Source organism: Rahnella sp. CJA17(1/100), from assembly GCF_963881615.1.
Classification (GTDB): Bacteria; Pseudomonadota; Gammaproteobacteria; order Enterobacterales; family Enterobacteriaceae; genus Rahnella; species Rahnella aceris.
Genome location: NZ_CAWOJA010000064.1, coordinates 72,130 through 97,257 on the forward strand (window position 1 = coordinate 72,130; position 25,128 = coordinate 97,257).

A 25,128-nucleotide genomic window follows, 5' to 3' on the forward strand; every position below is an offset into this window, starting at 1 on the left:
AATGAAGGATCAAAGTTGCGAGGCATGCCGCAGAACACCTTCAGGCACCGCAAGCCTCTGACGGCACAACACATAATTCACAACAGCTATTTCACGATAAATTAACAGTAATATTATAATTACAAATAACACCATAAAAACCACGAGAAAATAAACGCATCACGCGTTTTTAAATTAATTAAAACCATAAAAACCTTTCGCTCCTTTAAAACACTCTGCCTAATTTGCGGCACTTCACATATTACCGGTTATTATTTCTCTTACACTCCCTGCACAAATTGACACAGGGGATTCATCATGAGTACAACCGACGACACTTATTCTGTTCCCGCGGGAGTTTCTTCCGCAAAACAGCTCTCATTAAAAGAAAAATGGTGGCACATTCTCGACACCTGGAAAATCGGCATTATTCCGTTGCCGCTGTTTGCCATGGCGGGGTTGCTTATCGCAATAGATTGTCTCGACGGCAAACTGCCGAGCGACATCGTGGTCATGGTCGCCACGCTGGCATTCTTTGGATTCGCCTGCGGCGAATTCGGCAAACGTCTTCCTTTCATCGGCAAGATGGGCGCGGCAGCGATTTGCGCCACGTTCATTCCTTCCGCACTGGTCTATTACGGCCTGCTGCCGGATGTCGTGGTGGAATCCACCACCAAGTTCTATAAAAGCACCAACATTCTGTATCTCTACATTTGTTGCATCATCGTGGGCAGCATCATGAGCATGGATCGCAAAGTGCTGATCCAGGGTTTCATGCGTATTTTCTTCCCGATGCTGTGTGGCGAAGTGGTCGGCATGCTGGTCGGGATGGGCGTTGGTCTGTCGCTGGGCATGGAACCTTTCCAGATTTTCTTCTTCCTGATCCTGCCGATTATGGCCGGTGGCGTCGGTGAAGGAGCGATCCCGCTTTCCATCGGTTATGCAGCCATCCTGCATATGGATCAGGGCGTGGCGCTGGGTCGCATTCTGCCTATCGTGATGCTGGGCAGCCTGACCGCTATTGTCATTTCCGGCTCACTCAATCAGTTAGGTAAACGCTATCCGCATCTGACCGGCGAAGGCCAGCTGATGCCGTCTTCCAAAAATGCCACCGCTGACAGCAGCAAGCTGAGCGGCACCGGTGGTAAAACGGATGTTACCACCATCGCGGCAGGCGCCCTGCTGGCCGTTCTGCTGTATATGGTGGGCATGTTGTTACACAAACTGATTGGTCTGCCTGCACCGGTCGGCATGCTGTTTGCGGCCGTTGGCCTGAAACTGGCGCACGGCGTTTCACCCCGCCTCCTCGAAGGTTCTCAGGTGGTGTACAAATTCTTCCAGACTTCCGTCACCTACCCGATTTTGTTCGCCGTCGGCGTGGCCATCACCCCGTGGAATGAACTGGTCGCCGCATTCACCATTTCTAATCTCCTGGTCATTGTCAGCACCGTTGCGGCGCTGGTCGCCACCGGCTTCTTCGTCGGCAAGAAAATTGGCATGCACCCGATTGATGTGGCCATTGTTTCGTGCTGCCAGAGCGGTCAGGGCGGTACCGGTGACGTCGCCATTCTGACAGCGGGTAACCGCATGCAACTGATGCCGTTTGCCCAGATTGCCACGCGCATTGGCGGCGCCATCAATGTTTCAGTCTCCCTGCTGGTGCTTGGCAACTTCCTTGTCTGACGCCGGGCTAACCCTTTTTAATTCAGGACATTTTTATGAAACTGGCAAGTTATCTCTATCAGGGACGCAAGTCCTACGGCATCGCGACAGAGCGCGGCATGATCGACCTCGGCCGCCATCTCGGGCAACGTTATCCCGACCTCAAAGCCCTGCTGGCGGGCAATGCACTGGCACAGGCCCAGGCGCTGGCTGCCCTGCCCGCTGATGTGGATTTCGACGACCTGACTTTTCTGCCGGTGATCCAGAATCCGGAAAAAATTCTCTGTGTCGGCATGAATTACGCCGAAAAGCGTAAAGAGTTTGATCAGCATAATCCGGCCCCGACGCTGTTCGTCCGCTTCGCCGATTCCCAAACCGGCCATGCCTCTCCCGTTATCAAACCGAGCCTTTCTGTCGAGTTTGATTACGAAGGTGAACTGGCGGTGATTATCGGTTCTGCGGGGGAAAATATTTCCCGCGAAGATGCACTTACTCATGTCGCAGGATATAGCTGTTATATGGACGGCTCCGCCCGTGACTGGCAGCACACCTGGTTTACCGCCGGTAAAAACTGGCCGCAAACCGGTGCGTTCGGACCGTGGATGACCACCGCCGATGAGATCCCCGACCCGCACACCCTGGCGATCCGCACCTGGCTGAACGGCCACATGGTGCAGGACGACAACACCCGCAGCATGATCCACAAAGTCGCCGAACTGATTGAGTACATCAGCACCTTTACCTCGCTGAGTGCCGGTGACGTGATCATTACCGGCTCACCGGGCGGCGTGGGTAAAAAGCGCGTACCGCCGCTGTTTATGAAACCCGGCGACCGTATCGAAGTAGAAATCGAAAAGATTGGTCATCTCAGCAATATGATTGTCGCAGCAGACACGAAGGTTGCCGCCAGCCGTCAGGTGAGTCATGCCCAGGCAGCCCACTAACCGGTTAACACTGACCGAACTGGCCGGGCATTCAGCCCGGCGTTTTAAACATCGCTTTGACTTACAGCCGACATCAGGAACGCATTATGTTCAGCCGTGACCAACCGGACTTTCATGTCATCAGTGTCAGCCAGCCGCCGGAAGGCATGCTGGAGGATATCCGCACCCTGTTGCAGCAAAGCCAGTTAGGCATGGATGACGACATTGAGCAGTTCGTGGTGGCCTGCTCCGGCCGCCGTCTGGTCGGCTGCGCCGGTCTGGTCAGCAACACTATCAAATGCGTCGCCGTGGCCGCCGACTGGCGCGGGGAAAATCTCAGCGCCAGATTGCTGGGTGAAGTGGAAAATCTGGCGGTGTCCGGCGGCAAATTCCATTTATTTCTCTATACGCGGCCATCGAATCTGCAGCGCTTTCGCGGCTGCGGATTTTACCCGCTGGTGCAATGGGACGACGTTGCCGTGCTGATGGAAAACACGCCGGTGGGCATCAGCCATTATTGCCGCGGGTTGCAGCGCCATCACCACCACGGCCAGCGCATCGGTGCCGTGGTGATGAATGCCAACCCGTTCACCCTCGGGCATCGCTTTCTGGCAGAACAGGCAGCGGCAACCTGTGACTGGTTGCATGTGTTTGTGGTGAGCGAAGATGTGTCGTATTTCCCGTTTAAAGAACGTCTTGAAATGGTCCGTTTGGGTGTCGCGGACCTGCCCAACGTGACGGTGCATGCCGGTTCTGAATACCTGATCTCCCGCGCAACTTTTCCCGGCTATTTTCTCAAGGACGCCGGGCTGGTGAATCAGGCGTGGAGCGTGATGGATTTGCTGATTTTTCGTCAGTACATCGCACCGGCGTTAGGCATTACCCACCGTTTTGTCGGCAGCGAACCTTTCTGTCCGGTGACCCATCAGTACAACTGCGACATGCATGACTGGCTGGAGGCGCCCGCACGCCTGGCGTCGCCACCGCTGAAGGTGATTGAGTTGCCGCGCAAACGTCACGCCAGCGGCCGGGCCATTTCAGCCTCAGAAGTGCGTGCGCTGCTCCGGGCGCATCAGTTACCGCGCATCCGGGACATTGTTCCGCTCAGCACTTATGTACACCTTGAACAACACTATTCCGCCACTGCGCCCGCAGAACCGGCGCATGACGATGTTCTTATTATTTCACCCTCACTTTGTTAACAGCAGGAAATATTGATGAAAATTGTGAAGGAGGCGCTGGCAGGCACGGTTGAATCCAGCGATTTACTGGTAAAAATCGCCCCGGCCAGTGAGCTGAATGTGGTGATCAGCAGCGAGGTCGCCAAACAATTTGGCGACCAGATCCGCAGTGTGGTGAATGACACGCTGAGTACACTCGGCGTCATCGCGGGTTTGGTGATTATCGAAGACAAAGGTGCGCTGGATTGTGTGATCCGCGCCCGGGTACAAAGTGCAGTACTGCGTGCGGCACAGGCTGAAGAGATTAACTGGGAGACATTACGATGAAAAAACTCCGCCGCAGTATGCTGTTCCTGCCGGGGTCCAGCGCCGCCATGTTATCCACGGCATTTATCTATCGCCCTGACTCCATCATGTTTGATCTGGAAGATGCCGTTTCGCTGCGCGAAAAAGACACCGCGCGCATTCTGGTATTTCATGCCCTGCAACACCCGATGTATCGCGATATTGAAACCGTGGTGCGCATCAATCAGCTCAGCACCCCCTTTGGCCTTAAAGATCTCGAGGCCGTGGTGCGGGCGGGCGTGGATGTGGTGCGCTTACCCAAAACCGATACGCCGGAAGATATTTTTGAGCTGGAAGCGCATATCGAACGCATCGAGAAAGACTGCGGTCGCGAAGTTGGCTCCACCAAAATTATGGCGGCCATCGAATCGGCCATTGGTGTGATTAACGCCGTGGCGATCGCCCGCTGCTCGCCGCGTCTGATCGGCATCGCGCTGGCGGCTTTCGATTATGTGATGGACATGCAAACCGAGCGCGGCGACGGTACCGAACTGTTTTATGCCCGTTGCGCCGTGCTGCACGCGGCACGCGCGGCCGGAATTGACGCCTTCGATGTGGTGTATTCCGACATCAACGATGAGGCCGGTTTCCTGCGTGAAGTGGAACTGATCCGCAAGATGGGCTTTAACGGCAAATCCCTGATCAACCCGCGACAGATTGAGCTGCTGCATAACGCTTACGCACCGACGCAGGAAGATGTCGACTATGCGCACCGCGTGATTGCCGCCGCAGAGGAAGGCGAGCGCAACGGTCTGGGCGTAATTTCGCTCAACGGCAAGATGATCGATGGCCCGATCATTAACCATGCGCAGGTGGTACTGGAACGCGCCAGTGCATCCGGCATCCGTCGCTAGCCCTCAATTTTGCACAGGAATATCAAGATAATGAGTCATTTAACTGAAACTTTGCACAGCCTTTATCCGCAGCTCAGGCATCTGACTGCCTTTGACGGCGCGCACCGCAATACGCCGTATCTTTCCGATCCCGATGCCCGCCTGCACCGTAAACTTTGTGATTCACTGGAACAGGCGATCGCCCGCAGCGGCCTGAAAGACGGCATGACCATTTCCTTCCACCATGCTTTCCGTGAAGGTGATCAGGTCATTAATAACGTCGTCGCCACACTGGCGAAACTCGGTTTTAAAAATCTCACGCTGGCGTCCAGTTCGCTGATGACCTGCAACGATGCGCTGATCGAACCTATCCGCAACGGCGTCATCACCCGTATTTATACCTCCGGGATGCGTGGCAAACTGGCCGATGCCATTTCTCACGGACTGATGGAAGAACCGGTACAAATCCATTCGCACGGCGGGCGGGTTAAATTATTGCAGGACGGCGAGCTGAAGATTGATGTCGCGTTTCTCGGCGTGCCATGCAGCGATGAATTCGGCAATGCCAACGGCACGCACGGTAAATCCTGCTGCGGTTCGCTGGGCTACGCGATGGTGGATGCGCAGTTCGCCAGAACCGTGGTGCTGCTGACCGAAGAACTGGTGCCCTTCCCTAATATGCCCGCCAGCCTGGTGCAGGATCAGGTGGATTACATCGTTAAAGTCGATCAGGTCGGCGATCCGGCAAAAATCAGCGTCGGCGCTGCACGGGTGACCAGTAATCCGCGTGAACTGATGATCGCCCGCACGGCGGCTGAAGTCATCGAATACTCCGGCTATTTCAAACCGGGCTTTTCAATGCAAACCGGTTCCGGCGCAGCGGCTACGGCCTGCACCCGTTTCATGGAAGAGAAAATGGAACGCAACCAGATCACCGCCCGTTTTGCCCTCGGGGGCATCACCGGCAGTCTGGTGGATTTGCATGAAAAAGGCCTGATTGAAACGCTGCTGGATACGCAATGTTTCGACGGTCAGGCTGCCGCATCACTTAGCCGTAACCCGCAGCATATCGAGATTTCCACCAACGTTTATGCCAATCCGGGTGCCAAAGCCGCGAGCTGCGATCAACTGGATATTGTCATTCTGAGTGCGCTGGAAATTGACACCGGCTTTAACGTTAACGTGATCACGGGTTCCGACGGCGTTATGCGTGGCGCGTCCGGCGGTCATTGCGATGTCGCCAGTGCGGCCAATCTGACCATTGTCGTCGCGCCTTTACTGCGCAGCCGAATTCCGACAGTCGTACGTCGCGTCACCACCCGCGTCACACCGGGGGAAAGCATCGATGTGCTAGTGACTGACCACGGCATCGCCGTCAATCCGGCACGTCCTGAAATTCGTCAGCGGCTGGAAGAGGCTGGCATGAAAATCATGGACATCGAAGCGTTGTATCAGCGGGCGATTTCCCTGACCGGCGAACCGAAACCGATTGAATTCACTGACCGTGTGGTGGGCGTTATCCGCTATCGCGACGGCAGCGTGATCGACGTGGTTCATCAGGTAAAAGAGGACGCATAATGACCATCATGACGCCTGCGGATGCAGGCGTCAGCCTGGAGGATTTGCTGGCAGCAAAGGAACTGCGTGCCAAACGGCAAACCGACTGGCTGACTCAATTCTCACAACCGCTGATTTCACTCACGCTGGTGACACCGGGGCCGGTGAAAGACTCCGTGGCCTGGCGTCAGGTGATGCGCGAGGCGTTGCAACGTGCCGAAGTTATGCTGCTGCAACACGGCTGGCCGGTGCTGAAACATCAGGTTTTCTGGCTGCCGACCGGCGCCGAAGCGTTCTGGTGCGTGGCACATCCTGCGCCGGAAGTGAAAGCGGCCACGGTTGAACTGGAACAATCGCATGCCCTCGGGCGTTTATGGGATTTCGATGTGATCTGCCCGCAGGCGGGTGTTGTTGGCCGCCGTTCGCTGGACAATGCCAGCCGCCGCTGCCTGATTTGCGACGGTCCTGCGCATGCCTGCGCCCGTTCACGTCAGCACCCGCTCACGGACGTTATCGCTAAAGTGGAGGCACTGATTGATGGCTGGCACCGCACGCGCTGAACACCCTGCCTGCACGGACATCGCCACGCTGGCGGCAGAGGCGTTGCGCCGTGAAGTGTGGCTGACGCCCAAACCGGGACTGGTCGACAGCGCCAATAACGGCTCGCACAGCGACATGGATTTACCCCTGTTTCTGCGCAGCATTGACGCCATCACGCCCTGGCTGCATCAGTTTTTCGCCCTTGGTCAGCAGGATTTCCTGCAACCGGCGCAGGCGATGCTGACGCGCATCCGCCCGACCGGAATAGCCTGCGAACAGGCGATGTTCGGTGCCACACAAGGCGTTAATACGCATAAAGGCGGCATCTTTTCACTGGGATTATTGTGCACCGCCGCAGGCAGGCTGACTGGCCAGAGCCAGCCACTGACCCGCCACCGCTTATGCGCTGAAGTGGCCGCCATGACGCAAGGGCTGGTTGAACGTGAATTGCAAAGCTGCCGCCAGCCGGTGACTGCCGGTGAACGGCTGTTTATGGCGCACGGCATGACCGGTGCCCGTGGCGAAGTGCAGAGCGGGTTCCTCACTTTGCGACGTCACGTTTTTCCGTACTGGTATCAGGAAAGCCATTCCGGGCGCCGCAGTCTTAATGCTTTGCTGCGCCTGATGGCCTATAACCCCGATACCAATCTGGTAGCACGCGGCGGGCTGGACGGATTACATTTCGTGCAGGACTACGCCCGCCGGTTGCTGATAACAGGCTGGAAGACAGAGGATTTGCAGCAGATGGACCGCGCCCTGATCGCCCGCAATCTCAGCCCTGGCGGCAGTGCTGATTTGCTGGCGATTGCCACCGTGCTGATGGCTTTCCCGCAATGAATTCGTCCCCTGAATTCACCCGCATGCTGGTGCCCGGATTACGTGACAGCGAGGCCGGACACTGGCAAAGCCGCTGGCATGCGCAGCATCCGCACTGGCTGCGTATAAAACAGCGCAACTGGGCGCAGGTTGATCTCGAGGGCTGGATCACCGCCATCGATCGCGAGCAAAAACAGGCGACATCTCCGCTGCTGCTGATCGGCCACAGTTTTGGCGCGCTTGCCAGTCTGGTGTGGGCGAACCGTCATCCGCAACGCGTGGCGGGTGTCATGCTGGTCGCCCCCGCCGAGCCTGTGCGGTTCGGACTGGGTGATGACATTCTCCCTGCACCGCTGGCCGTGCCGGGACTGCTGGTCGCCAGCCATACCGATCCGCTGCTGACCTTTACCCGCGCGGAATTTTGGGCACAGGCGTGGCGCTGCGAGCTGGCAGATATCGGCGAAGCCGGACATATCAATGTGGAATCAGGATTCGGCGACTGGTCGTGGGGGCTGGCAAAACTGGAGGTGTTTGCCGCGCAACTGGCGGCAAACTTGTCGGATTAAATGCGCAATAATGCTTTCAGCGTGACGTTACTCAACAATGCGGGTTTGTGTGGTCGGCGCAGGCTGTGATTTCTGGCAGCACAGGAAAACCATCACCAGCAGCGGGATCCAGCCCAGCACGATGCCCAGCGTGATTTTCATCCAGACATAGGTTTCCGCTGAAGCGTATTGCATCAGGATCGTATTCAGCAGGCGCGAGACAATACCAGCCAGATAAACGCCACCAAACCACCAGCCGGAACGGTTGATGTCGTGCATACGCCGGACACCGACCGCCAGCAACGGTAATGCCGTCGCCAGCGCAAACAGGGTGTAAGCGACACCCGCGTAGAAAATGCTGTAAGGATTACCCGCCAGCGCGAACAGGAATGACACGCCCATCGTCAGCAAAATAATAATCAGCAAATTGCCCAGAGCAAAGGTCCAGAACGCCTTGCGGCTCGCCCGACCACGGAAATCCACATACTTTTTCCAGCCCTGCACATAACACTGCCATAGCGTCATTTCATCACGTCCTTTTGCCTGTTCATCTGATGTTTCAATGGAAATTTCATTCTGCTTTTCAATAAGCCGGGAATTAAAGCGTTTTCTTACTGGCCCCGCAACTGCCGCGCCAGAAGATCAAGCTGATCGGCTATCTGATTGAGATCTTTATCCTGCTGCCCGGGCGCACGGGTCGAATTACGCACCACCAGTTTCGCGGGCAGAATTTTGGATGACATCACCTCCGCGCTTTCGGCCAGTAAATGTTCAACCGCCTCTTTGCTCTGCAAATCGAGATCCAGTGACACGGTGGTCAGTGACGGATGGAAGAATGCGCTGTCGTACGTGTCATCGTAGCCAATGATCGACGCCTGCTGCGGAATGGCCACATTGTGCTGATGCAGCGCACTGATGACGCCCAGCGCCATCTGGTCATTGCCCACCAGCATGGCGGTGAATTGCGGAGTTTCACGCAAAATCTGCAACGCGCTGTAATAACCGCTTTTCGCACTCCAGTCGCCGTGGATGACAGTCACCGGCTGAATGCCCTTCTCTGCCAGCGTTTCCTGCCAGCTTTTCAGACGCAAACGGGAAGACACAGAATCTTCCGGCCCCGCCAGCAAGGCAAATTCCCGATGCCCTAAATCATGCAGATATTCCACGCTGGCACGCGACCCGTCAGCCGGATTAAAGCAGACGTTAAACACCGGACTGGTCGGGTCGACATCGAGAAACAGACACAGAATGTCGCGGTTGTTTTCATAAATCCGTTCAGCCTCGGCACTTTCCAGCGGGATGTTAATGATCATGCGGTCAACGCGTTGTGATTTCAGCTCGTTAATGGAGTCCTGAATGCTCTGATTGACGTCCTCATCAATCATTGAAATCAACACCTGATACCCGGCCTGATGGGCATATTTCTTCACTGACGCCGCAATTTGCGACGGCGCGTGTAACGCCAGTGATGTGGTGACCAGTCCGATGGTAAAACTCTGCTTTCCAACCAGTTGCTGCGCCAGCCGGTTCGGCACATAGCGCAGAACTTCAATGGCCTGTTCGACCTTCAGACGCGTGGCATCTGAAACATTGGCCGATTTGTTTAACACCCGCGAAACCGTCTGGTACGAAACACCGGCATAGCGGGCAACATCTTCTAATGTCGAACTTTTTGATTTCATTCTTTCCCCACACAGCAGCCCGTGATTTTGCTCAATCTTATGATAATCGAGCCAACGTACGGGATCTCATTTAAAAGTTCAATCCGGGCGTTCGTTGCTGCATAAGTTATACGTTAACATTGCATATAATCGTGATTTACATCACTCCTGATTTATCATTAATTCATAAGTTGTAGACATATCTCACATTTCACAATATGTAAAATTGATCATTATTGTTTCTGGGTATCTTATAGATTTCGTAAATGTGAACGTCATACAATCATAAGGAAAAAAAATGAAACACAACTTACGCACTCTGGCTGTGGCGGTTTCCCTCGCCATCACAGCGGGCCCTGCTGTGGCAAATGATATTGATTTCCATGGATATCTGCGTTCGGGGCTGGGGGTTTCTGGCGGTGGCGGTCTGGAACAATTCCAGAAAAACAAAGTCGGGCGTCTGGGTAACGAAGATGACACCTACGGCGAAGTCGAACTGGGCAGCGAAGTTTACAAGAAAGACGACGTGAGTTTTTACGTCGACTCGATGGTCAGTATGGTGTCTGACGGCTCCAATGATGATGAAAATACCCTGAATGATGATGCACAGTTCGGCCTGCGTCAGCTGAATCTGCAAATCAAAGGACTGGTGCCGTGGGATAAAGATGCAGTGATCTGGGGCGGTAAACGTTATTACCAGCGCCACGACTTACACATCATCGATACCAAATACTGGAACATTTCCGGTGCCGGTGCCGGTATTGAGAACCTGAAAATGGGTGAAGGTGCGCTTTCTCTGGCGTGGATCCGTGGCGATGCCAATGACGTGGATTACCGCGTGGATGGCAATAACGATGTGAACATTAACTACATCGACGTGCGTTATGCCGGGATCAAACCGTGGAGCGGTGCCTGGATGGAAATCGGTGCCGACTACGCCATGCCAAACCTGTCGCATGACCAGAAAGAGTACGGCGGCCTGTACGATGCGGATAACGGCGTGATGCTGACCGGTGAAATCAGTCAGGATATGTGGGGCGGCTATAACAAACTGGTGTTGCAGTACGCGGATAAAGGCCTGGCGCAGAACATGATTTCGCAGGGCGGTGGCTGGTACGATATGTGGAACTACACCAATGACGCTACCGGTTATCGTGGCATCATCACCGGTCTGATTCCGATCACCAGTAAGTTCAGCCTCAACCATGTGCTGACCTACGGCCATGCAGAAAACATCACGGATTACACCGACACGACTGAGCTGGTTTCTCTGGTAGGCCGCGCGCAATACCAGTGGACAGAGTATGTGCGTACCATCGGTGAAGTCGGTACCTTCTATCAGAAAGATGATTACAAGAACGGCTCGAACTACAAGCAAGGCGGTCAGAAATATACACTGGCGATGGGTCTGGCAGCCGGTCCGGAGTTTATGTCACGCCCTGAATTGCGTGTGTTCGCGTCTTATCTGAATGATTCTGAGCATGGCGATACGTTTGACGACCATACCAAAGCGGATACGTGGAACTTTGGGGTACAGGTAGAAGCCTGGTGGTAAATTTCCTTCATTCTTGAAGCTGTTGCTGCGTTGGCTGCGTTTACTCACCCGAATCACTGACTTCAGTCAGCTCATCGGGATTCGTTCACTTGCCGCCTGGCTGCAACTCCAATGACTTTGAAAAAATAAGTGTTAGTTATTAAAGAAATATCCTCATTGTTATACAGCGACAGATAAAAACTTAATTTCTCTTGTAGGGGATCGTTACGTTTTTTCTCCGCACAGCAGCATCATTATTATTATTTATAAAAAGCAGAAACAATAAAGGCAGCCTTGTGTCGGGCTGCCTTTATTTTTGGGATTGTTTCAGCAACAGCGTTTAATTACTTTTCAGTCCAAACTTCTCAGTCATTAATTTCTTCAGGCTGTCGGATTGTTTACCGAATATCGCATGCACTTCCTGGCCGATAATCACCACGCCAATCGCACCGGTCTGCTGGATAGCACCGGAGTTCACGCGCTTAAGTTCTTTTACCGTCACGCGCAGGCGGGTAATACAGGCATCGACATTCACAATATTATCGCGCCCGCCGAGTGCATCAATTAATAACGCCACGTCAGTCGATGGCGGCACTTCATTGTCAGGCGTTTTATTCTTCGCAGAGAATACATGCATAAAGTCTTTAATATTTACCATGATGAACACTCTCTTTCAGGAATGAAAAAAAACGTGCAACCGGGAAATCCTGATTGCACGTCGCTGTTAAAAATAATGGGTTAAGAAATAACAGATAAACGCCGCGACAGGATCTGACAACCGAATGCCGGAAGCGTCAGTGTGCGCGGTAATATACCGCCGTGAACCATGTCACGGTAATCATCCGGCAATGTCACCGTCTGGCTGTCGGCGGCATAGTTTTGCAGGAAGATAAATTCACTTTCACCGTCGGTGCGTCGTGCGGCAGTGACACCTTCAGGCAGATCGGTGGCTATCGCCCGTGGCAGCTTCATTTCTTTCGCCAGCGCGGTATAAAAATCGGCGTGGAATTGCTGATCGTTTCGGGAAGCCAGATAATACGCCTGCCCTTTGCCAAACAGATTCACGCTCACGGCTGGCGTGCCGGCGTAGAAATCGTCACCGTACGTCGCCAGTGCGGCCGCACCTTCCAGGTGGATCACTTCACACAATTCGCTGGCGCGATACGGGCCGTTTAACCCCAGCGCATTGCCTTCAGTGCCGCTGACGCTGTTGTGCTGATCGTCGGTCAGGCTGTCGATTTCTTCCGCCCAGATACCCAGTACCGGACGCAACGGTCCCGGGAATCCGTTGAGGAAACACAAATCGCTTTCGTTAACGATACCGCTCCAGTAAGTCGCGACGAACCGCCCACCGGCCTGCACGAACGCGGTGATCCGCTCGCCGACGCCTGCCCTCACCATATACAGCATCGGCGCAATCACCAGGTCGTAACCGGTTAAATCGCAATCGGCATTGATCACATCGACCGCAATGCCCTGCGCCCACAGCGCACGGTAATGTCCGGCAACCGTGTTTTCATATTCCAGTCCCTGATTGCGCGGCCCGAGGGAATCGTCCATCGCCCAGCGGCTTTCCCAGTCGAAGATAATTGCCACTCTGGCTTCTACGCGGCTGCCCGCCACCGGAGCCAGCGCCGAGAGAATCCCGCCCAGTTCGGCCACTTCGCGCCCGACACGGGTATCGATATGCCCGACGTGATCGACGACCGCGCCGTGGAATTTCTCTGAAGAACCGCGGCTTTTACGCCACTGGAAATACTGCACAGAATCCGAACCATGAGCGACCGCCTGTAAAGAAGACAGAATATGCATGCCCGGCTTTTTCAGTTTGCTGACCGGCTGCCAGTTGGTGAAACTTGGCGTCGATTCCATCAGCACAAACGGCTGGCCCTGTTTCAGCGTACGCATTAAATCGTGATACATCGCGGTATACGCCGCCAGACCAATATCATCTTTGCGGGTATGCCACATCGGATAGCTGTCCCACGAGATGAAATCCAGCACGCTGGCGAGTTTCCAGTAATCGTAATCGTAGAAATATTCCATGAAATTGGTGGTCGCCGGTAACGCCGGATTCTCCGCTTTGAGCGGGCGGATTTCCTCACTGCAAAAACGGGTGACCTGATCGGTGTTAAAACGACGCCAGTCGAGATTCAGGCCGTGAATACCGCTTTCGCCCTGCGGCGACGGCGATTCGATCTGCGCCCAGTCGGTATAGGTGTGGCTCCAGAAAGTGCTCCACCAGGCTTGATTCAGCGCATCGAGCGTGACGTAACGGGCTTTCAGCCAGTCGCGGAAACGGGTCTGGCAGTAATGGCAATGGCACTCGCCGCCGTATTCGTTGGAAATATGCCAGCCAATCACCGCCGGATGATGCGCGTAACGCTTCGCCAGCGCACTGTTCATCAGTTGCACTTTTTCGGCATACACCGGCGAACTCATACAGTGATTGTGACGCCCGCCGTGCAGTGCTTTTACGCGGTCACGCCCGACGCGCAGAACTTCAGGATACTTTTGCGACATCCACGCCGGACGTGCGCCGCTTGGTGTGGCGAGAAATACCGAGATGCCATTTTCATGCAACTTGTCCAGCACCTGATCCAGCCAGCCAAAGGTAAAATGACCTTCTTCAGGTTCCAGCGCTGACCAGCTGAAAATCCCGACTGACATGACATTACAGCGCGCCTCTTTCATCATTTCGACATCGCGAATCAGCACATCGGGGCTTTCCAGCCACTGTTCCGGGTTGTAATCCGCACCATGTAATAGCCCGGAAATCTTACTGCTCAGAAGAGGAAATTTCGTCATGCTTGGGTCCTTAGGAACTTTAAGAAATATCAACTCCCCGGCCAATCAAGCCGGGGAAAAAGGGATTAATTGAAGACTTTGATGGAAGGAAGAACCTGACCGTCACAGCTGAACAACGCCTGATTTTCGCGGGCATTGCCCTCTTTCCAGTGGTCGTTGATGTAGGTCATCCCGGCCGGTGTCGCCCAGCCTGCGCCGTCAACGGCGATCCAGGTAGGTTCCCAATAGAACAGACCCTTGCCGCGATGATCCGGCACCGCGACCAGGCTTTTGATCATGTCGCTGAGGAAATCAGCCTGCCCCTGCACCGTGCCCGGATAGCCGCCGTCTTTGGCTTCTTTTTCGGTAAAGCTGTTTTCAGCCGCATCACAGTTTTTGGTGGTATAGCCGTAAGCCACTTCCACCACGATCACGTCTTTGTTGTAGCGCTTGCTGATGTCGTCCATGTTGGTCTGCAACGCGGAAACCGGACCGTTCCAGTAGGTATAAAATGACAGGCCAATCACGTCGTAAGGCACCTTGCGCTGATTAATTTCATCGAACCACCAGCGGAAGGTGTCGTTCTTAGTGCCTTCGGCCAGATGCAGCATGATTTTGATATCAGAAGGATTTTTTTCATCCGCACGCACACCGGCAATTGCGGCGTTCAGCAACCCGGCCAGACGGTCAAACTCCCCGCCGCCCGCGCCCCAGCTTTTGCCTTCAGGCCATAAAATGCCGCCGTTCATTTCGTTGCCGACCTGCACCATATCCGGCACGGTGCCTTGTGCCCGGAATCTGGCGATCACCTCGCGGCTGTAATCATGAATGGCAGTTTTCAGTTGCGGATAATCCATTTTCTCCCAGCTTTTTGGCTTGAACTGTTTACCCGGATCAGTCCAGAAATCGCTGTAATGGAAATCGAGCAGGATTTTAAAACCCTGCGCTTTGGCGCGTTTCGCCAGCTCCAGCGTGGTGGCCAGATCGTTATTACCGCCACCGTACGGATGCCCCTGCGCATCTTTCGGATCCACCCACAAGCGCAGACGCACGTAGTTAAAACCGTTTTGTCTGAGGATCACCATCGCGTCGGTCTGCTTGTGGTTTTGATCAAAGAACTTGCCGCCGTGTTTTTCGACGTCAATCAGCGTCGAGATATCCGCACCTTTGATGAAATCCGCCGGGACGTTGGCGACTTTTTTAATTACCACCTCCTGCGCCACCGTTGAAAATGACACCGCCAGCAGCACGCAGGCCATTGCGCTTTTGTTGAAAATCTTCTTAGAAAAGAAAGTCATCGGATTATCCTTTTGTACTGCCAGCCGTCAGGCCGGAAACGAAGTATTTTTGTAAAGCCAGATAGAAAATGGCGACAGGCACAGCGATCAGTACCGCGCCTGCGGCGTACATGGTGTAGTTGGCACCCATTTTTTGCGCGACCAGGTTGTACAGGCCAATCGGTAAGGTGTACTTATCCGGTGTGCGTAAAATGGTGCTGGAAAGAATGAAATCACCCAGCGGTCCGGTGAAGGAAAACAGCGCGATCACGGCCAGAATCGGTTTGGACAAAGGCATGATGATTTCGATGAAAATGCGGAAATTGCCCGCGCCGTCCATCCGCGCTGATTCATCCAGATCTTTCGGAATGGCGTCGAGATAGCCTTTCATCAGATAGGTGTTCATCGGGATCATGCCGCCGACGTAAATCAGCACCATTGCCAGATGACTGTTGATAAGCCCGAGTAACTGCGCCAGCACAAAGATGGCGATCAGCGCGGAAAACTGGGGGATCATCTGCAATAACAGAAACAGCATCAGCCCGTCTTTGCGGCCTTTAAAGCGAAAACGCGAGAAGGAATAGGCGGTGAAACTGACACAAATCAGGGTCAGGATCATGGTCAGGAAACTGATTTTCATCGAGTTCCAGTACCAGCCGACATAATTCACTTCGCCGTTAAACAGGTCTTTGTAATGCTGGAACGAGACGTTCTCCGGAATAATCGACGTGCTGAGCAGGCTGTTACCGGCATTCAGTGATGCGCCGACGGTCCAGATCAGCGGATAAATAATGATCACCGCCACAATCAGCAACAGGAAATAACTCAGCCCGAGGCGGATAAACCGGTTTCTTTTAATACTGCTGTTCTTACTCATGCCCTTCCCCCGGTTACGCCATATCATCTTGTTTAAATGAATTGGTTGAGCGGAATTGCCACAGAGCAATACCGACCACAAATATCGACAGCAAAATCGTAATGGTCGCGGCAATGGCATATTGTGAAGATGACATGGTGAGTTTATATATCCACGACACCAGAATATCCGTCCCGCCTGCATTCGAACCGGCGACTGCCGGGCCGCCGTTATTAAACAGATAGATAATATTGAAGTTATTAAAGTTGAAGGTGTATTGCGTGATAATAATCGGCGCAATGGAATATAAGACCAGCGGCAATGTAATGGTTTTGAGTTTCTTCCAGGTACTGGCACCATCCATTGTCGCGGCTTCATATAAATCGTTCGGAATGGCCTGCAATACGCCGGTAGTCATGGCAAACACAAACGGGAAGCCCAGCCAGGTCTGCATCAGGATCAGCGCCGTTTTGGTCCAGAACGGATCGGTCAGCCAGGCTTTAGGCTCAATGCCTAAGGCAGCCAGAATGCCGTTATTGATGACACCGAATGAATCATTGAACATGCCCGCAAACACCAGAATGGTGACAAAACCCGGCACCGCCCACGGCAAAATAAGCACGGTGCGAATCAGCGCCTTGAAGCGCAAATCTTTCTGATTGACCAGAATTGCCAGCATCACGCCAACCGTACATTGCAGCGTGGTCGCCAGCACGGTCCAGACCACCGTCCATTGCAATACATCCAGCAAGGTCGAGCGCCAGATATTGAGCGTGAAGATATTAATAAAGTTTTTGAACCCCACCCAGTCGACTAATTTAGCCGGCGGCGTGTGGTATAAATTATAATTGGTAAACGCAATGGAGAAGCCGAATATAATCGGGAAGACCACCACAAACACCAGCAAAATAAAGCCCGGTGTAATCATCAGATAAGGGAAACCTTCACGCAGCAGCAAATGATATTGCTTGCGCACGCTGGGTAATTCCATCCCCTGGTCGCGGCGTTTACCATTTGCCCACGCATCGCGCAGACTCCAGTAATAAAAGGCCACGCCGAACGCGCCAATCAGCAGGCTGATAATGCCTTTGGCGAGCAGAAATATCGAATTATCACGCGGCACTTCTTCGCCCAGTGTATATAAACCCCATAATCCCTGACGCAGGAAATCATAGAAGACGCCGGCGAAACAAATAAGAATGATAAAAAACAGTATTCCCTTGGCCCATTGCCGGTTATAAAACTGCCCAAAACCGGGGATCAGCGCCACAGCCAGCGCCACCGGTGCATGGTGGCTGGCAGAGAGTGGCGCCTGGTTTTCCTCATGAAGACGCATAGACACAAAGATGTTCCTTTCACTGGTGAGGGAGTGAAATCACTCCCTCCGGTCAGACATACGTGGGTTTCAGCAGGCGTTGCCGGTTATTCGTTGCTGGCTTTCGCCGCTTCGATTTGCATCTGGATATTTTTCACCGCGTCGTTCAGCGCGGCATCAACCGGCTGTTTGCCAGTCACACCCAACTGGATGCCGTTGTTCGCAGGCCCCCAGACTTCCTGCATTTCAGGTACACCCGGCATCGCCGTGGCGCGGGTGGATTGTTCGGCCACCGCGTTGGCTTTCTCATCATTTTTGATCATCGGATCATTAACCAGCGCCGTCAGTGCCGGGATTTCCTTGGTCACTTCGTAACGCACCTTGGCGTACTTCGGCTGGTTGATGAAGGTGATGAATTTCTCGGCCAGCGGTTTTTGCTTGCTGTAGGTTGAAACCGCATAACCTTTTACGCCGAGGAACGAACTCATCGGTTTGCCGTTTGGCAACAGCGGCAGCGCTTTCACGCCATAGTTAATGCCAGCAGCTTCATACGGCTGGAAGGCCCAGGGACCGGTGATCACCGCAGCCGCTTTCTTTTCAGTAAACAGCGAGTCGATGGCGTTCAGGCCGTTATCGCCGACAATTCCTGCCGGGAATAATCCGTCGGCATAGAATTTTTTCAGGTAAGTAATGGCTTCAATGCTGCCCGGTTTATTCAGGCCGATATCTTCGACGTTGATTTCGCCTTTAGCATCCTTACCGAATATATAGCCGCCCATCGAGGCCATCGCGCCGTAGGCGTAATACACTTCATCAAACTTGGCTAACAGACCATATTTACCTTTCGCCCTTTCGGCTTTGGAGAAGGTGTAATACTCGTCGAGGGTCGCCGGTGCCTGTGGCAGCAAATCTTTGTTGTAAATCAGCACCAGCGTTTCCACCGCTTTCGGCACCCCATAGGTCTGGCCTTTAAGCTGGAAGGCGTTCAATGCTGGCGGCGTAAAGCTCGCCAGAAATGCTTTGTCGAGATTCAGTGGCGCCAGTAAACCCTGTACCACTGCCGTGCCCAGCTGATCATTGGGGATCACGACGACATCGGGGCCAATGCCTGCCGGACCATCCAGACGTAATTTCTCCGTTTGTTGTGCGTAAGGCGTTTCCTGCACAACGACTTTGACGTTGTTCTCTTTTTCAAAATCTTTCACCGCGTCGGAAATACCGGAAGATTTCTTAATATCTTCCCAGACAAGTAACTGTCCCTCTGCTGCCCGGACGGCCTGGCTGCTGAGACTTAATGACATCAGTACCAGGGCAGTAAGGTGGGTAATTTTCATTGTCGCTCCTGAATGTGAAGGTATAACATTTTTGTAGGGTACGTAACGACAGTCAATCAACACTTTATACAAACAACCCTTTAAAATCTGATTTAGCAATGATGAATGTCGCCTTAAAAACTATGTTATACGTTAAACTTACACACCATAAATCACTACAAAAAGATGCGCATTGTGTGATCTTCTCTCCAAAATTCAAACCCGCCTGTGCAAACGCTTACACAAGGTGGTTATAGTCCGAAACATCAGCGGTATGAATTCTTCATGAGGTCAAACATGTCCAGCATCAGACTTAAAAATGTGGTCAAGCGTTTCGATAAAACAGTGACGTTGCATGGCATCAATATTGATATTGAAGACGGCGAGTTCACCGTTTTCGTCGGGCCGTCCGGGTGCGGAAAATCCACCTTGCTGCGCATGATTGCCGGGCTGGAAGATATTACGGAAGGAGACGTTTACATTGGCGAGCAGCGGGTGAATGACGTCGACCCGTCACGCCGTGGCGTGGCGATGGTGTTTCAGTCTTACGCGCTGTATCCGCACATGACCATTGCGGAAAACATGGGTTACGGGCTAAAAGTCAACGGCGTACCGAAAGAGGAAATTCGTCATCAGGTGGAGATGGTCGCCAAAACCTTGCAACTTTCTCATTTGCTGGACAGAAAACCGAAACAGCTTTCCGGCGGTCAGCGCCAGCGCACCGCGATTGGTCGTGCGATTGTGCGAAATCCGCAGGTGTTTATGTTTGATGAGCCGCTGTCTAACCTGGATGCCGAGCTGCGGGTGGATATGCGTTTACACATTTCCAAGCTGCATCAGGAACTGAAAACCACCATGGTGTACGTGACGCACGATCAGACCGAAGCCATGACGCTGGCCGATAAAATAGTGGTGATGAATTACGGCAAAGTCGAGCAGACAGGCGCGCCGATGGATCTGTACTACAACCCGGTGAATCAGTTTGTGGCCGGATTTATCGGCTCGCCGAAGATGAATTTTCTGCCTGCAGAGGTGCTGAGCTGGCAGCCGGAGCGGCTCGAAGTGCGCCTGACGCCGGAGAAGACGCTGACGCTGGCGCTGAACACCAGCGAACTGGCAGCAGGCGATAAAGTGACGCTCGGCATCCGACCTGAGCATCTGCTGTCGCAGGAAACTGAAAACGTGCTGGAATTTAACTGCGAAGTGGTTGAACGGCTGGGCAACAGCACCTATCTGTTTGGTCAGTGTTATGGCACCGACGGTTTCAAAATGCTGCTGCCGGGCGATATGGCGTTCAACCCTTATCAGAGCCTGACCACCTGGTTCGATGCTAAACGTTGCATGGTATTCAGCGAAGACGGTCTGCGCATCAGCGCGCCGAGCCTTTCACATCTGCATTAATGTTGTCAGACCGCCCGCTGCGGCGGTCTCCTCCCGCACTTTCCCCGCTAAAGGGCTTTCCCCCATCAGATTCATTCACACCCTTTCCTTTATGATGCAGGGCTTTGGCGCCGCATAAAGGAAAGGGGCTTACCGGGACACTTCACCTCCCGGCTGTTTCAGTGCTATATCTCTTTATCATGATTTTCAGATAAGGGATCCCCATGCCACTGCAATGCCGCATTCTTGATGATTACCAGAACGTTTCCCTTTCGCTGGCTGACTGGCGCTCACTGGCACCGCAGGTGGAATGCCAGGCGCTGACGGAACATATTGCTGATGAAAACACCCTCGCTGAAACCCTGAAAGACGCCGATATCGTCGTGATTATGCGTGAGCGCACACCGTTCACCGCCGCGCTGTTTACCCGTTTACCCAAACTGAAACTGCTGATCACCTCCGGTATGCGCAATGCCTCAATAGATCTCGCGGCGGCGAAAAAGCATGGCGTGACGGTCTGTGGCACCGGCAGCGGACAGTCTGCGCCGGTTGAGCTGACATGGGCACTGATCCTCGGGCTGGCGCGGCATCTGATGACTGAAAATAATGCGTTTCGCCACAACGGCTCGTGGCAAAGCACGCTGGGTTTTGGCCTGAGCGGCAAACGTCTTGGTCTGCTGGGACTGGGAAAGATCGGTCAGAAGATGGCACATATCGCGCAGGCGTTCGGTATGGATGTGTGTGCGTGGAGCCAGAACCTGACCGCAGAACGCGCGGCGGAACAGGGTGTGACACTTTGCGCATCGAAAGAAGAATTACTGCAAACCAGCGATGTGGTGTCCATTCATCTGGTGCTCGGCGAACGCACGCGCGGCTTGCTGGGTGCGCAGGAACTGGCGCAGATGAAGCCCTCCGCCCTGCTGATTAATACCTCGCGCGCCGCGATTGTCGATCAGCCCGCCCTGCTCAGTGCGTTGCAAAAGGGTGTGATTGCCGGTGCCGGACTGGATGTGTTTGATGTCGAGCCGCTGCCGGCAGATCATCCTTTCAGAACGCAACCCAACCTACTGGCGACGCCGCATCTGGGCTACGTTTCAGACGGCAATTATCAGGTGTATTTCACCGAAGCCGTCGAAGACATTCAGGCGTTTCTGGCCGGAAAACCGGTACGCGTTTTGGAATAAGATAAACAACAGGCGTAAAAAAACCGGGCATCAACCCGGTTTTTGTATTCGGTCGCGACGAAACTACTTGGTTTCGTTGGCTTTGATTTCGCCCATTGCTTTCAGCTTTTTGGACATTTCACGACGTTCTTTCGACAGGTCCGCATTGCGGATGATGTAATCATCAACGCGATCTTCATAGTCGCCGCGCATGCTGGCAATGATCGCCTGAATTTCGTCGATGCTCATACCTGGTTTGATGTAATCACTCAGGTTGTCGAGCAGCAGAACACGTTTCTGGTTGTCACGGATTTTCTTTTCGTTGTCAGCAATTTCGCGTTGTAATTTGTTTTTACGACGGAAAATGCGCACAAACTCCAGAACGTCCTGGAAACTCGGCTTATTGATATTGTCCATTTTAACACCTTCGATTAAGTTACACAGATTCAGTGACTGACTTGTCGCAACCGCGTGTGCTGCCTTAACTGTCAGCTAGCAGAAGAGTAGCAAAGATCGGGCTGCGCGCTCAGATAATCGTCCAATAACGCCATCTTACCCGTTTTAGGCCACAGACAAAAATCCCTTCATGCTTTCGGCGTTTTACCGCTGCTTATTTGAGCGTCTTCTTTTTGCATCGTCATGGTGATCAGATCGCCCATAGCCCGCAGTTGTTCCGCTACCTGTGAACTCAGCCACACATAGCCATACACCTGCGCTTCCAGATGATTTGCTGCATTCATTTCCGCCATCAGCGCTTTCAGCTCTTCCGCAGATTCGTTGAGCTGATGATTGATCGTCAGTTCGTCGCCTCGCGTGCCGTTCATCAGCATCAGACTGAGCTTTTCCAGCGTATTGAGCATCAGCAGTTGCGCACTGCGCAGCGTGCGGGCATTGAGCATCAGGAAATGGCTTTCGCGCGAACTCCAGTAGGCATCGGCCAGCAGTTCCAGCGTACACAACAGATTACGGCTCAGGGTCTGGATCGCATCAAACACTTCACGCGGAATATGCGATTCCTTACTGGCGGGAGCGAACAGAGCGCGCATTTTGACCATCTGCCCCATCGTCGTTTTCATTTTACCGTGCAGATGCGGGCGTTCGAGCATATTCGGCGATAACCACGCGCTGTAGAGTTTGTTCAGCGACATCAGGTAATCGGCCATCTGCATGCGCCAGTGAATAAACGCGCGCTGCGGATAAATACTGGCGAAAAGCAGCGCCAGCAGGGATCCGAAAATCACATCGCCGGAACGCCACAGCGCGGTATTCATATCGCCCGGCCCTGCGCCACACACCACCGCCAGCGTAATGCCGATCAGCAGCGCCATATACGGACGCTTGCCAAGGGTCAGATAGCCGCTGACAAACATCACAATTCCGCACCACACCAGCATCAGCGGAAAGGAGTACAGCTCGAGCCATAAGGCAATCAGCCCGGAAACGGAACCCAATACCGTGCCGGTAATGCGCTCCAGCACCCGCTGAAGCACGTTTCCCCAAAACGACATCGGTCCCATCACCACGACCAGGGTGATCAGCGGCCAGGTACCTTCGGGGATTTTCGTCAGACGGACAATCAGGAATGTCAGAATAAATGCCACCGCGATCCGCAGGGCGTGAGTCATTCTGTAATTACGGTAAATGACGTTATCCAGCGCAGAAATTTTCTTGTCGAGACGCACGTTGAGCCTGCCGTAAGGCGTAAATTCAAAGAAGGCGGTAGTTTAGCCGAGTTACCAGAGGGGATCACCCTGGTTTTTGTCAGGGATTTGGGGGGGCGGTGCGGTATTGCGGAATAACGGGCCGATTCTGATGATGTGTTCCATGCCTGCGCATTTTGTCATGACTTCATTGTGGCGGATGGTATCCTAGTCGCCGTCGAGTTCATTCATTCCGCACTGATTAAGGTTATTTCCGTCATGTCAGACAAGCCGCAAAAAACTTTTTATTTCCACGATTACGAGACATTCGGTAAAAACCCGGCGCTGGATCGCCCGGCACAATTTGCCGGAGTGAGAACTGACGAAGATTTCAATATTATCGAAGAACCGCTGGTGATTTATTGCCGCCCTTCTGACGATTATCTGCCTGAACCTGAAGCGGTGATGATCACCGGTATTACGCCACAAGTGGCGCTGGAACGCGGCCTGATCGAAGCCGAGTTTACCGCGCAAATCCATAAAGCTTTCAGCGTGCCGGGCACATGCATTGTCGGATATAACAATATCCGTTTCGACGATGAAGTCAGCCGTAATATCCTTTATCGCAACTTTTACGATCCGTATGCCTACAGCTGGCAGAACGGCAATTCCCGCTGGGATTTGCTGGATGTGATGCGCGCCTGTTATGCGCTGCGTCCGGAAGGCATCAACTGGCCGGAAAATGATGACGGTTTTCCGAGCTTCCGTCTGGAACATCTGACCAAAGCCAACGGCATTGAACACGAAAATGCCCATGACGCGATGGCCGATGTCTACGCCACTATTGCCATGGCAAAGCTGGTGAAACAGGCGCAACCGCGTTTGTTCAGCTTCCTGCTTGAGCATCGCAGCAAACATAAACTCAATACCCTGATCGACATTCCTGCCATGGCCCCGCTGGTGCATGTTTCCGGTATGTTCGGCGCGGCGCGCGGGAATACCGCGTGGGTCGCACCACTGGCGTGGCATCCTGAAAACAAGAACGCCGTGATCATGTGCGATCTGGCCGGTGATATGTCGACGCTGTTAGATCTCAATCCTGATGAGATGCGCGAACGTTTGTACAGTCGCCGCGAGGCGTTGCAGGCGGGTCAATCTCCGCTGCCGGTCAAGCTGGTGCACATCAACAAATGTCCGGTGCTGGCACCGGCGAAAACACTGTTGCCGGAAAATGCCGAACGGCTGGGGATTGATCGTCAGCGTTGTCTTGAGAATTTGCAGTTACTGCGTCAGAACCCGCAGGTGCGCGAGAAAGTGGTCACGATGTTTGCTGAAGCAGAGCCGTTTACGCCTTCCGATGACGTAGACGCCCGTCTTTACGACGGTTTTTTCAGCGATGCCGATCGCGCGGCCATGCGCATCATTGTGGAAACCCGTCCGGAGAACCTTCCCGCGCTGGATCTGACCTTTAATGATTCCCGCATCGAACCGCTGTTGTTTCGTTTCCGCGCCCGCAACTACCCTGCCACGCTGACCGATGCCGAACAGAAACGCTGGATGTTGCATCGCCAGGAGAAACTGACGGACGAGCGTGTGCAGGCGTACATTTTAGAGCTTGAATCGCTCTATAACTTGCATGAGGGGGATGCTGAGAAGATGGCGCTTCTCAAGGCGCTGTTTGAATATGGGAAGAAACTGGTGGGTTAATCGGTTTGCGCCTCCCCATGCGAAGGGGAAAGGCTGCGAGCGGGGTATAAAGGGCTAACACCACGTCAAAGCAAACTTCAACTCATTGATTTCGCTTCAATACCCCACCCCGGC

Annotated in this window: 23 protein-coding genes; 13 read left to right on the plus strand and 10 right to left on the minus strand. The window is 53.6% G+C overall.

The features are described 5' to 3' along the window. Positions 1-297: 297 nt before the first annotated feature. The 9 genes from AACU55_RS20975 to AACU55_RS21015 all read left to right on the plus strand — a co-directional run bounded on the left by AACU55_RS20975 (position 298) and on the right by AACU55_RS21015 (position 8,402). Positions 298-1,662 carry a 2-hydroxycarboxylate transporter family protein gene (locus tag AACU55_RS20975; RefSeq protein WP_134706051.1) on the plus strand — a complete coding sequence of 455 codons (1,365 nt, stop codon included), beginning with the start codon at positions 298-300 and terminating at the stop codon, positions 1,660-1,662. Between the two features lie 35 nt (positions 1,663-1,697). Then, on the plus strand, positions 1,698-2,585 hold the full coding sequence (locus AACU55_RS20980; RefSeq protein ID WP_013574926.1) for a fumarylacetoacetate hydrolase family protein: 888 nt from the start codon (positions 1,698-1,700) through the stop codon (positions 2,583-2,585). An 86-nt stretch (positions 2,586-2,671) separates the two neighbouring features. Next, positions 2,672-3,766, plus strand: coding sequence for a [citrate (pro-3S)-lyase] ligase (gene citC / locus AACU55_RS20985; RefSeq protein ID WP_121019472.1), 1,095 nt, complete (start codon positions 2,672-2,674; stop codon positions 3,764-3,766). A 15-nt stretch (positions 3,767-3,781) separates the two neighbouring features. Further along, entirely contained in the window at positions 3,782-4,072 is a 291-nt protein-coding gene (gene citD / locus AACU55_RS20990) for a citrate lyase acyl carrier protein (RefSeq protein ID WP_134706052.1), read from the plus strand. Then, entirely contained in the window at positions 4,069-4,944 is an 876-nt protein-coding gene (citE, locus tag AACU55_RS20995) for a citrate (pro-3S)-lyase subunit beta (protein ID WP_134706053.1), read from the plus strand. Before citD ends, citE begins: the two co-directional genes overlap by 4 nt. 30 nt (positions 4,945-4,974) lie before the next feature. Continuing rightward, positions 4,975-6,501 carry a citrate lyase subunit alpha gene (gene citF, locus AACU55_RS21000; RefSeq protein ID WP_013574922.1) on the plus strand — a complete coding sequence of 509 codons (1,527 nt, stop codon included), beginning with the start codon at positions 4,975-4,977 and terminating at the stop codon, positions 6,499-6,501. Continuing rightward, positions 6,501-7,040 (plus strand): citrate lyase holo-[acyl-carrier protein] synthase, encoded by a 540-nt coding sequence (citX, locus tag AACU55_RS21005; protein WP_134706054.1) that lies wholly within the window; start codon positions 6,501-6,503, stop codon positions 7,038-7,040. Before citF ends, citX begins: the two co-directional genes overlap by 1 nt. Next, complete coding sequence (citG, locus tag AACU55_RS21010; protein WP_134706055.1) at positions 7,018-7,857, plus strand: triphosphoribosyl-dephospho-CoA synthase CitG; 840 nt, start codon at positions 7,018-7,020, stop codon at positions 7,855-7,857. The genes citX and citG overlap by 23 nt, the downstream gene beginning before the upstream one ends. Next, positions 7,854-8,402 carry an RBBP9/YdeN family alpha/beta hydrolase gene (locus AACU55_RS21015; RefSeq protein WP_134706056.1) on the plus strand — a complete coding sequence of 183 codons (549 nt, stop codon included), beginning with the start codon at positions 7,854-7,856 and terminating at the stop codon, positions 8,400-8,402. Before citG ends, AACU55_RS21015 begins: the two co-directional genes overlap by 4 nt. Positions 8,403-8,429: 27 nt before the next feature. On the opposite strand, the gene AACU55_RS21020 is transcribed toward AACU55_RS21015, so the two are convergent. Next, positions 8,430-8,906, minus strand: a complete 477-nt coding sequence (locus tag AACU55_RS21020) for a DUF805 domain-containing protein (RefSeq protein ID WP_134706057.1) — start codon at positions 8,904-8,906, stop codon at positions 8,430-8,432. A gap of 86 nt (positions 8,907-8,992) precedes the next feature. After that, on the minus strand, positions 8,993-10,063 hold the full coding sequence (locus tag AACU55_RS21025) for a LacI family DNA-binding transcriptional regulator (protein ID WP_037035960.1): 1,071 nt from the start codon (positions 10,061-10,063) through the stop codon (positions 8,993-8,995). Positions 10,064-10,340: 277 nt separating this feature from the next. Between AACU55_RS21025 and AACU55_RS21030 the strand changes: the two genes are divergently transcribed. Then, the gene (locus AACU55_RS21030) at positions 10,341-11,597 is read left to right on the plus strand and encodes a maltoporin (protein WP_013574916.1); all 1,257 of its coding nucleotides are present in this window, start codon (positions 10,341-10,343) and stop codon (positions 11,595-11,597) included. Positions 11,598-11,916: 319 nt separating this feature from the next. On the opposite strand, the gene AACU55_RS21035 is transcribed toward AACU55_RS21030, so the two are convergent. The 6 genes from AACU55_RS21035 to AACU55_RS21060 form a co-directional block, all read right to left on the minus strand. Further along, positions 11,917-12,234, minus strand: coding sequence for a glucose PTS transporter subunit EIIB (locus tag AACU55_RS21035; RefSeq protein WP_013574915.1), 318 nt, complete (start codon positions 12,232-12,234; stop codon positions 11,917-11,919). Positions 12,235-12,314: 80 nt separating this feature from the next. Next, on the minus strand, positions 12,315-14,384 hold the full coding sequence (locus AACU55_RS21040) for a beta-galactosidase (RefSeq protein ID WP_134706058.1): 2,070 nt from the start codon (positions 14,382-14,384) through the stop codon (positions 12,315-12,317). 65 nt (positions 14,385-14,449) lie between these two features. Further along, positions 14,450-15,661, minus strand: coding sequence for a glycoside hydrolase family 53 protein (locus tag AACU55_RS21045; RefSeq protein WP_037035964.1), 1,212 nt, complete (start codon positions 15,659-15,661; stop codon positions 14,450-14,452). Positions 15,662-15,665: 4 nt separating this feature from the next. Next, entirely contained in the window at positions 15,666-16,517 is an 852-nt protein-coding gene (locus tag AACU55_RS21050) for a sugar ABC transporter permease (RefSeq protein WP_134706059.1), read from the minus strand. Between the two features lie 13 nt (positions 16,518-16,530). Continuing rightward, entirely contained in the window at positions 16,531-17,832 is a 1,302-nt protein-coding gene (locus tag AACU55_RS21055; RefSeq protein WP_015689635.1) for a carbohydrate ABC transporter permease, read from the minus strand. A gap of 86 nt (positions 17,833-17,918) precedes the next feature. Next, the gene (locus AACU55_RS21060) at positions 17,919-19,145 is read right to left on the minus strand and encodes an extracellular solute-binding protein (protein WP_013574910.1); all 1,227 of its coding nucleotides are present in this window, start codon (positions 19,143-19,145) and stop codon (positions 17,919-17,921) included. Between the two features lie 276 nt (positions 19,146-19,421). Here AACU55_RS21060 and AACU55_RS21065 point away from each other — a divergent pair, with 276 nt between their 5' ends. Beyond that, entirely contained in the window at positions 19,422-20,525 is a 1,104-nt protein-coding gene (locus AACU55_RS21065; protein ID WP_037035967.1) for an ABC transporter ATP-binding protein, read from the plus strand. Positions 20,526-20,728: 203 nt separating this feature from the next. Beyond that, on the plus strand, positions 20,729-21,688 hold the full coding sequence (locus AACU55_RS21070) for a D-2-hydroxyacid dehydrogenase family protein (protein WP_134706060.1): 960 nt from the start codon (positions 20,729-20,731) through the stop codon (positions 21,686-21,688). 63 nt (positions 21,689-21,751) lie between these two features. Here AACU55_RS21070 and AACU55_RS21075 read toward each other — a convergent pair whose 3' ends face one another. Next, positions 21,752-22,084: a DUF496 family protein gene (locus AACU55_RS21075; protein WP_013574907.1), complete on the minus strand. Its 333-nt coding sequence runs from the start codon at positions 22,082-22,084 to the stop codon at positions 21,752-21,754. Positions 22,085-22,251: 167 nt separating this feature from the next. Continuing rightward, positions 22,252-23,349: an FUSC family protein gene (locus tag AACU55_RS21080; protein WP_037035971.1), complete on the minus strand. Its 1,098-nt coding sequence runs from the start codon at positions 23,347-23,349 to the stop codon at positions 22,252-22,254. 237 nt (positions 23,350-23,586) lie between these two features. Between AACU55_RS21080 and sbcB the strand changes: the two genes are divergently transcribed. After that, positions 23,587-25,014 carry an exodeoxyribonuclease I gene (gene sbcB, locus AACU55_RS21085; RefSeq protein WP_037036569.1) on the plus strand — a complete coding sequence of 476 codons (1,428 nt, stop codon included), beginning with the start codon at positions 23,587-23,589 and terminating at the stop codon, positions 25,012-25,014. The last annotated feature ends 114 nt before the right edge of the window (positions 25,015-25,128 follow it).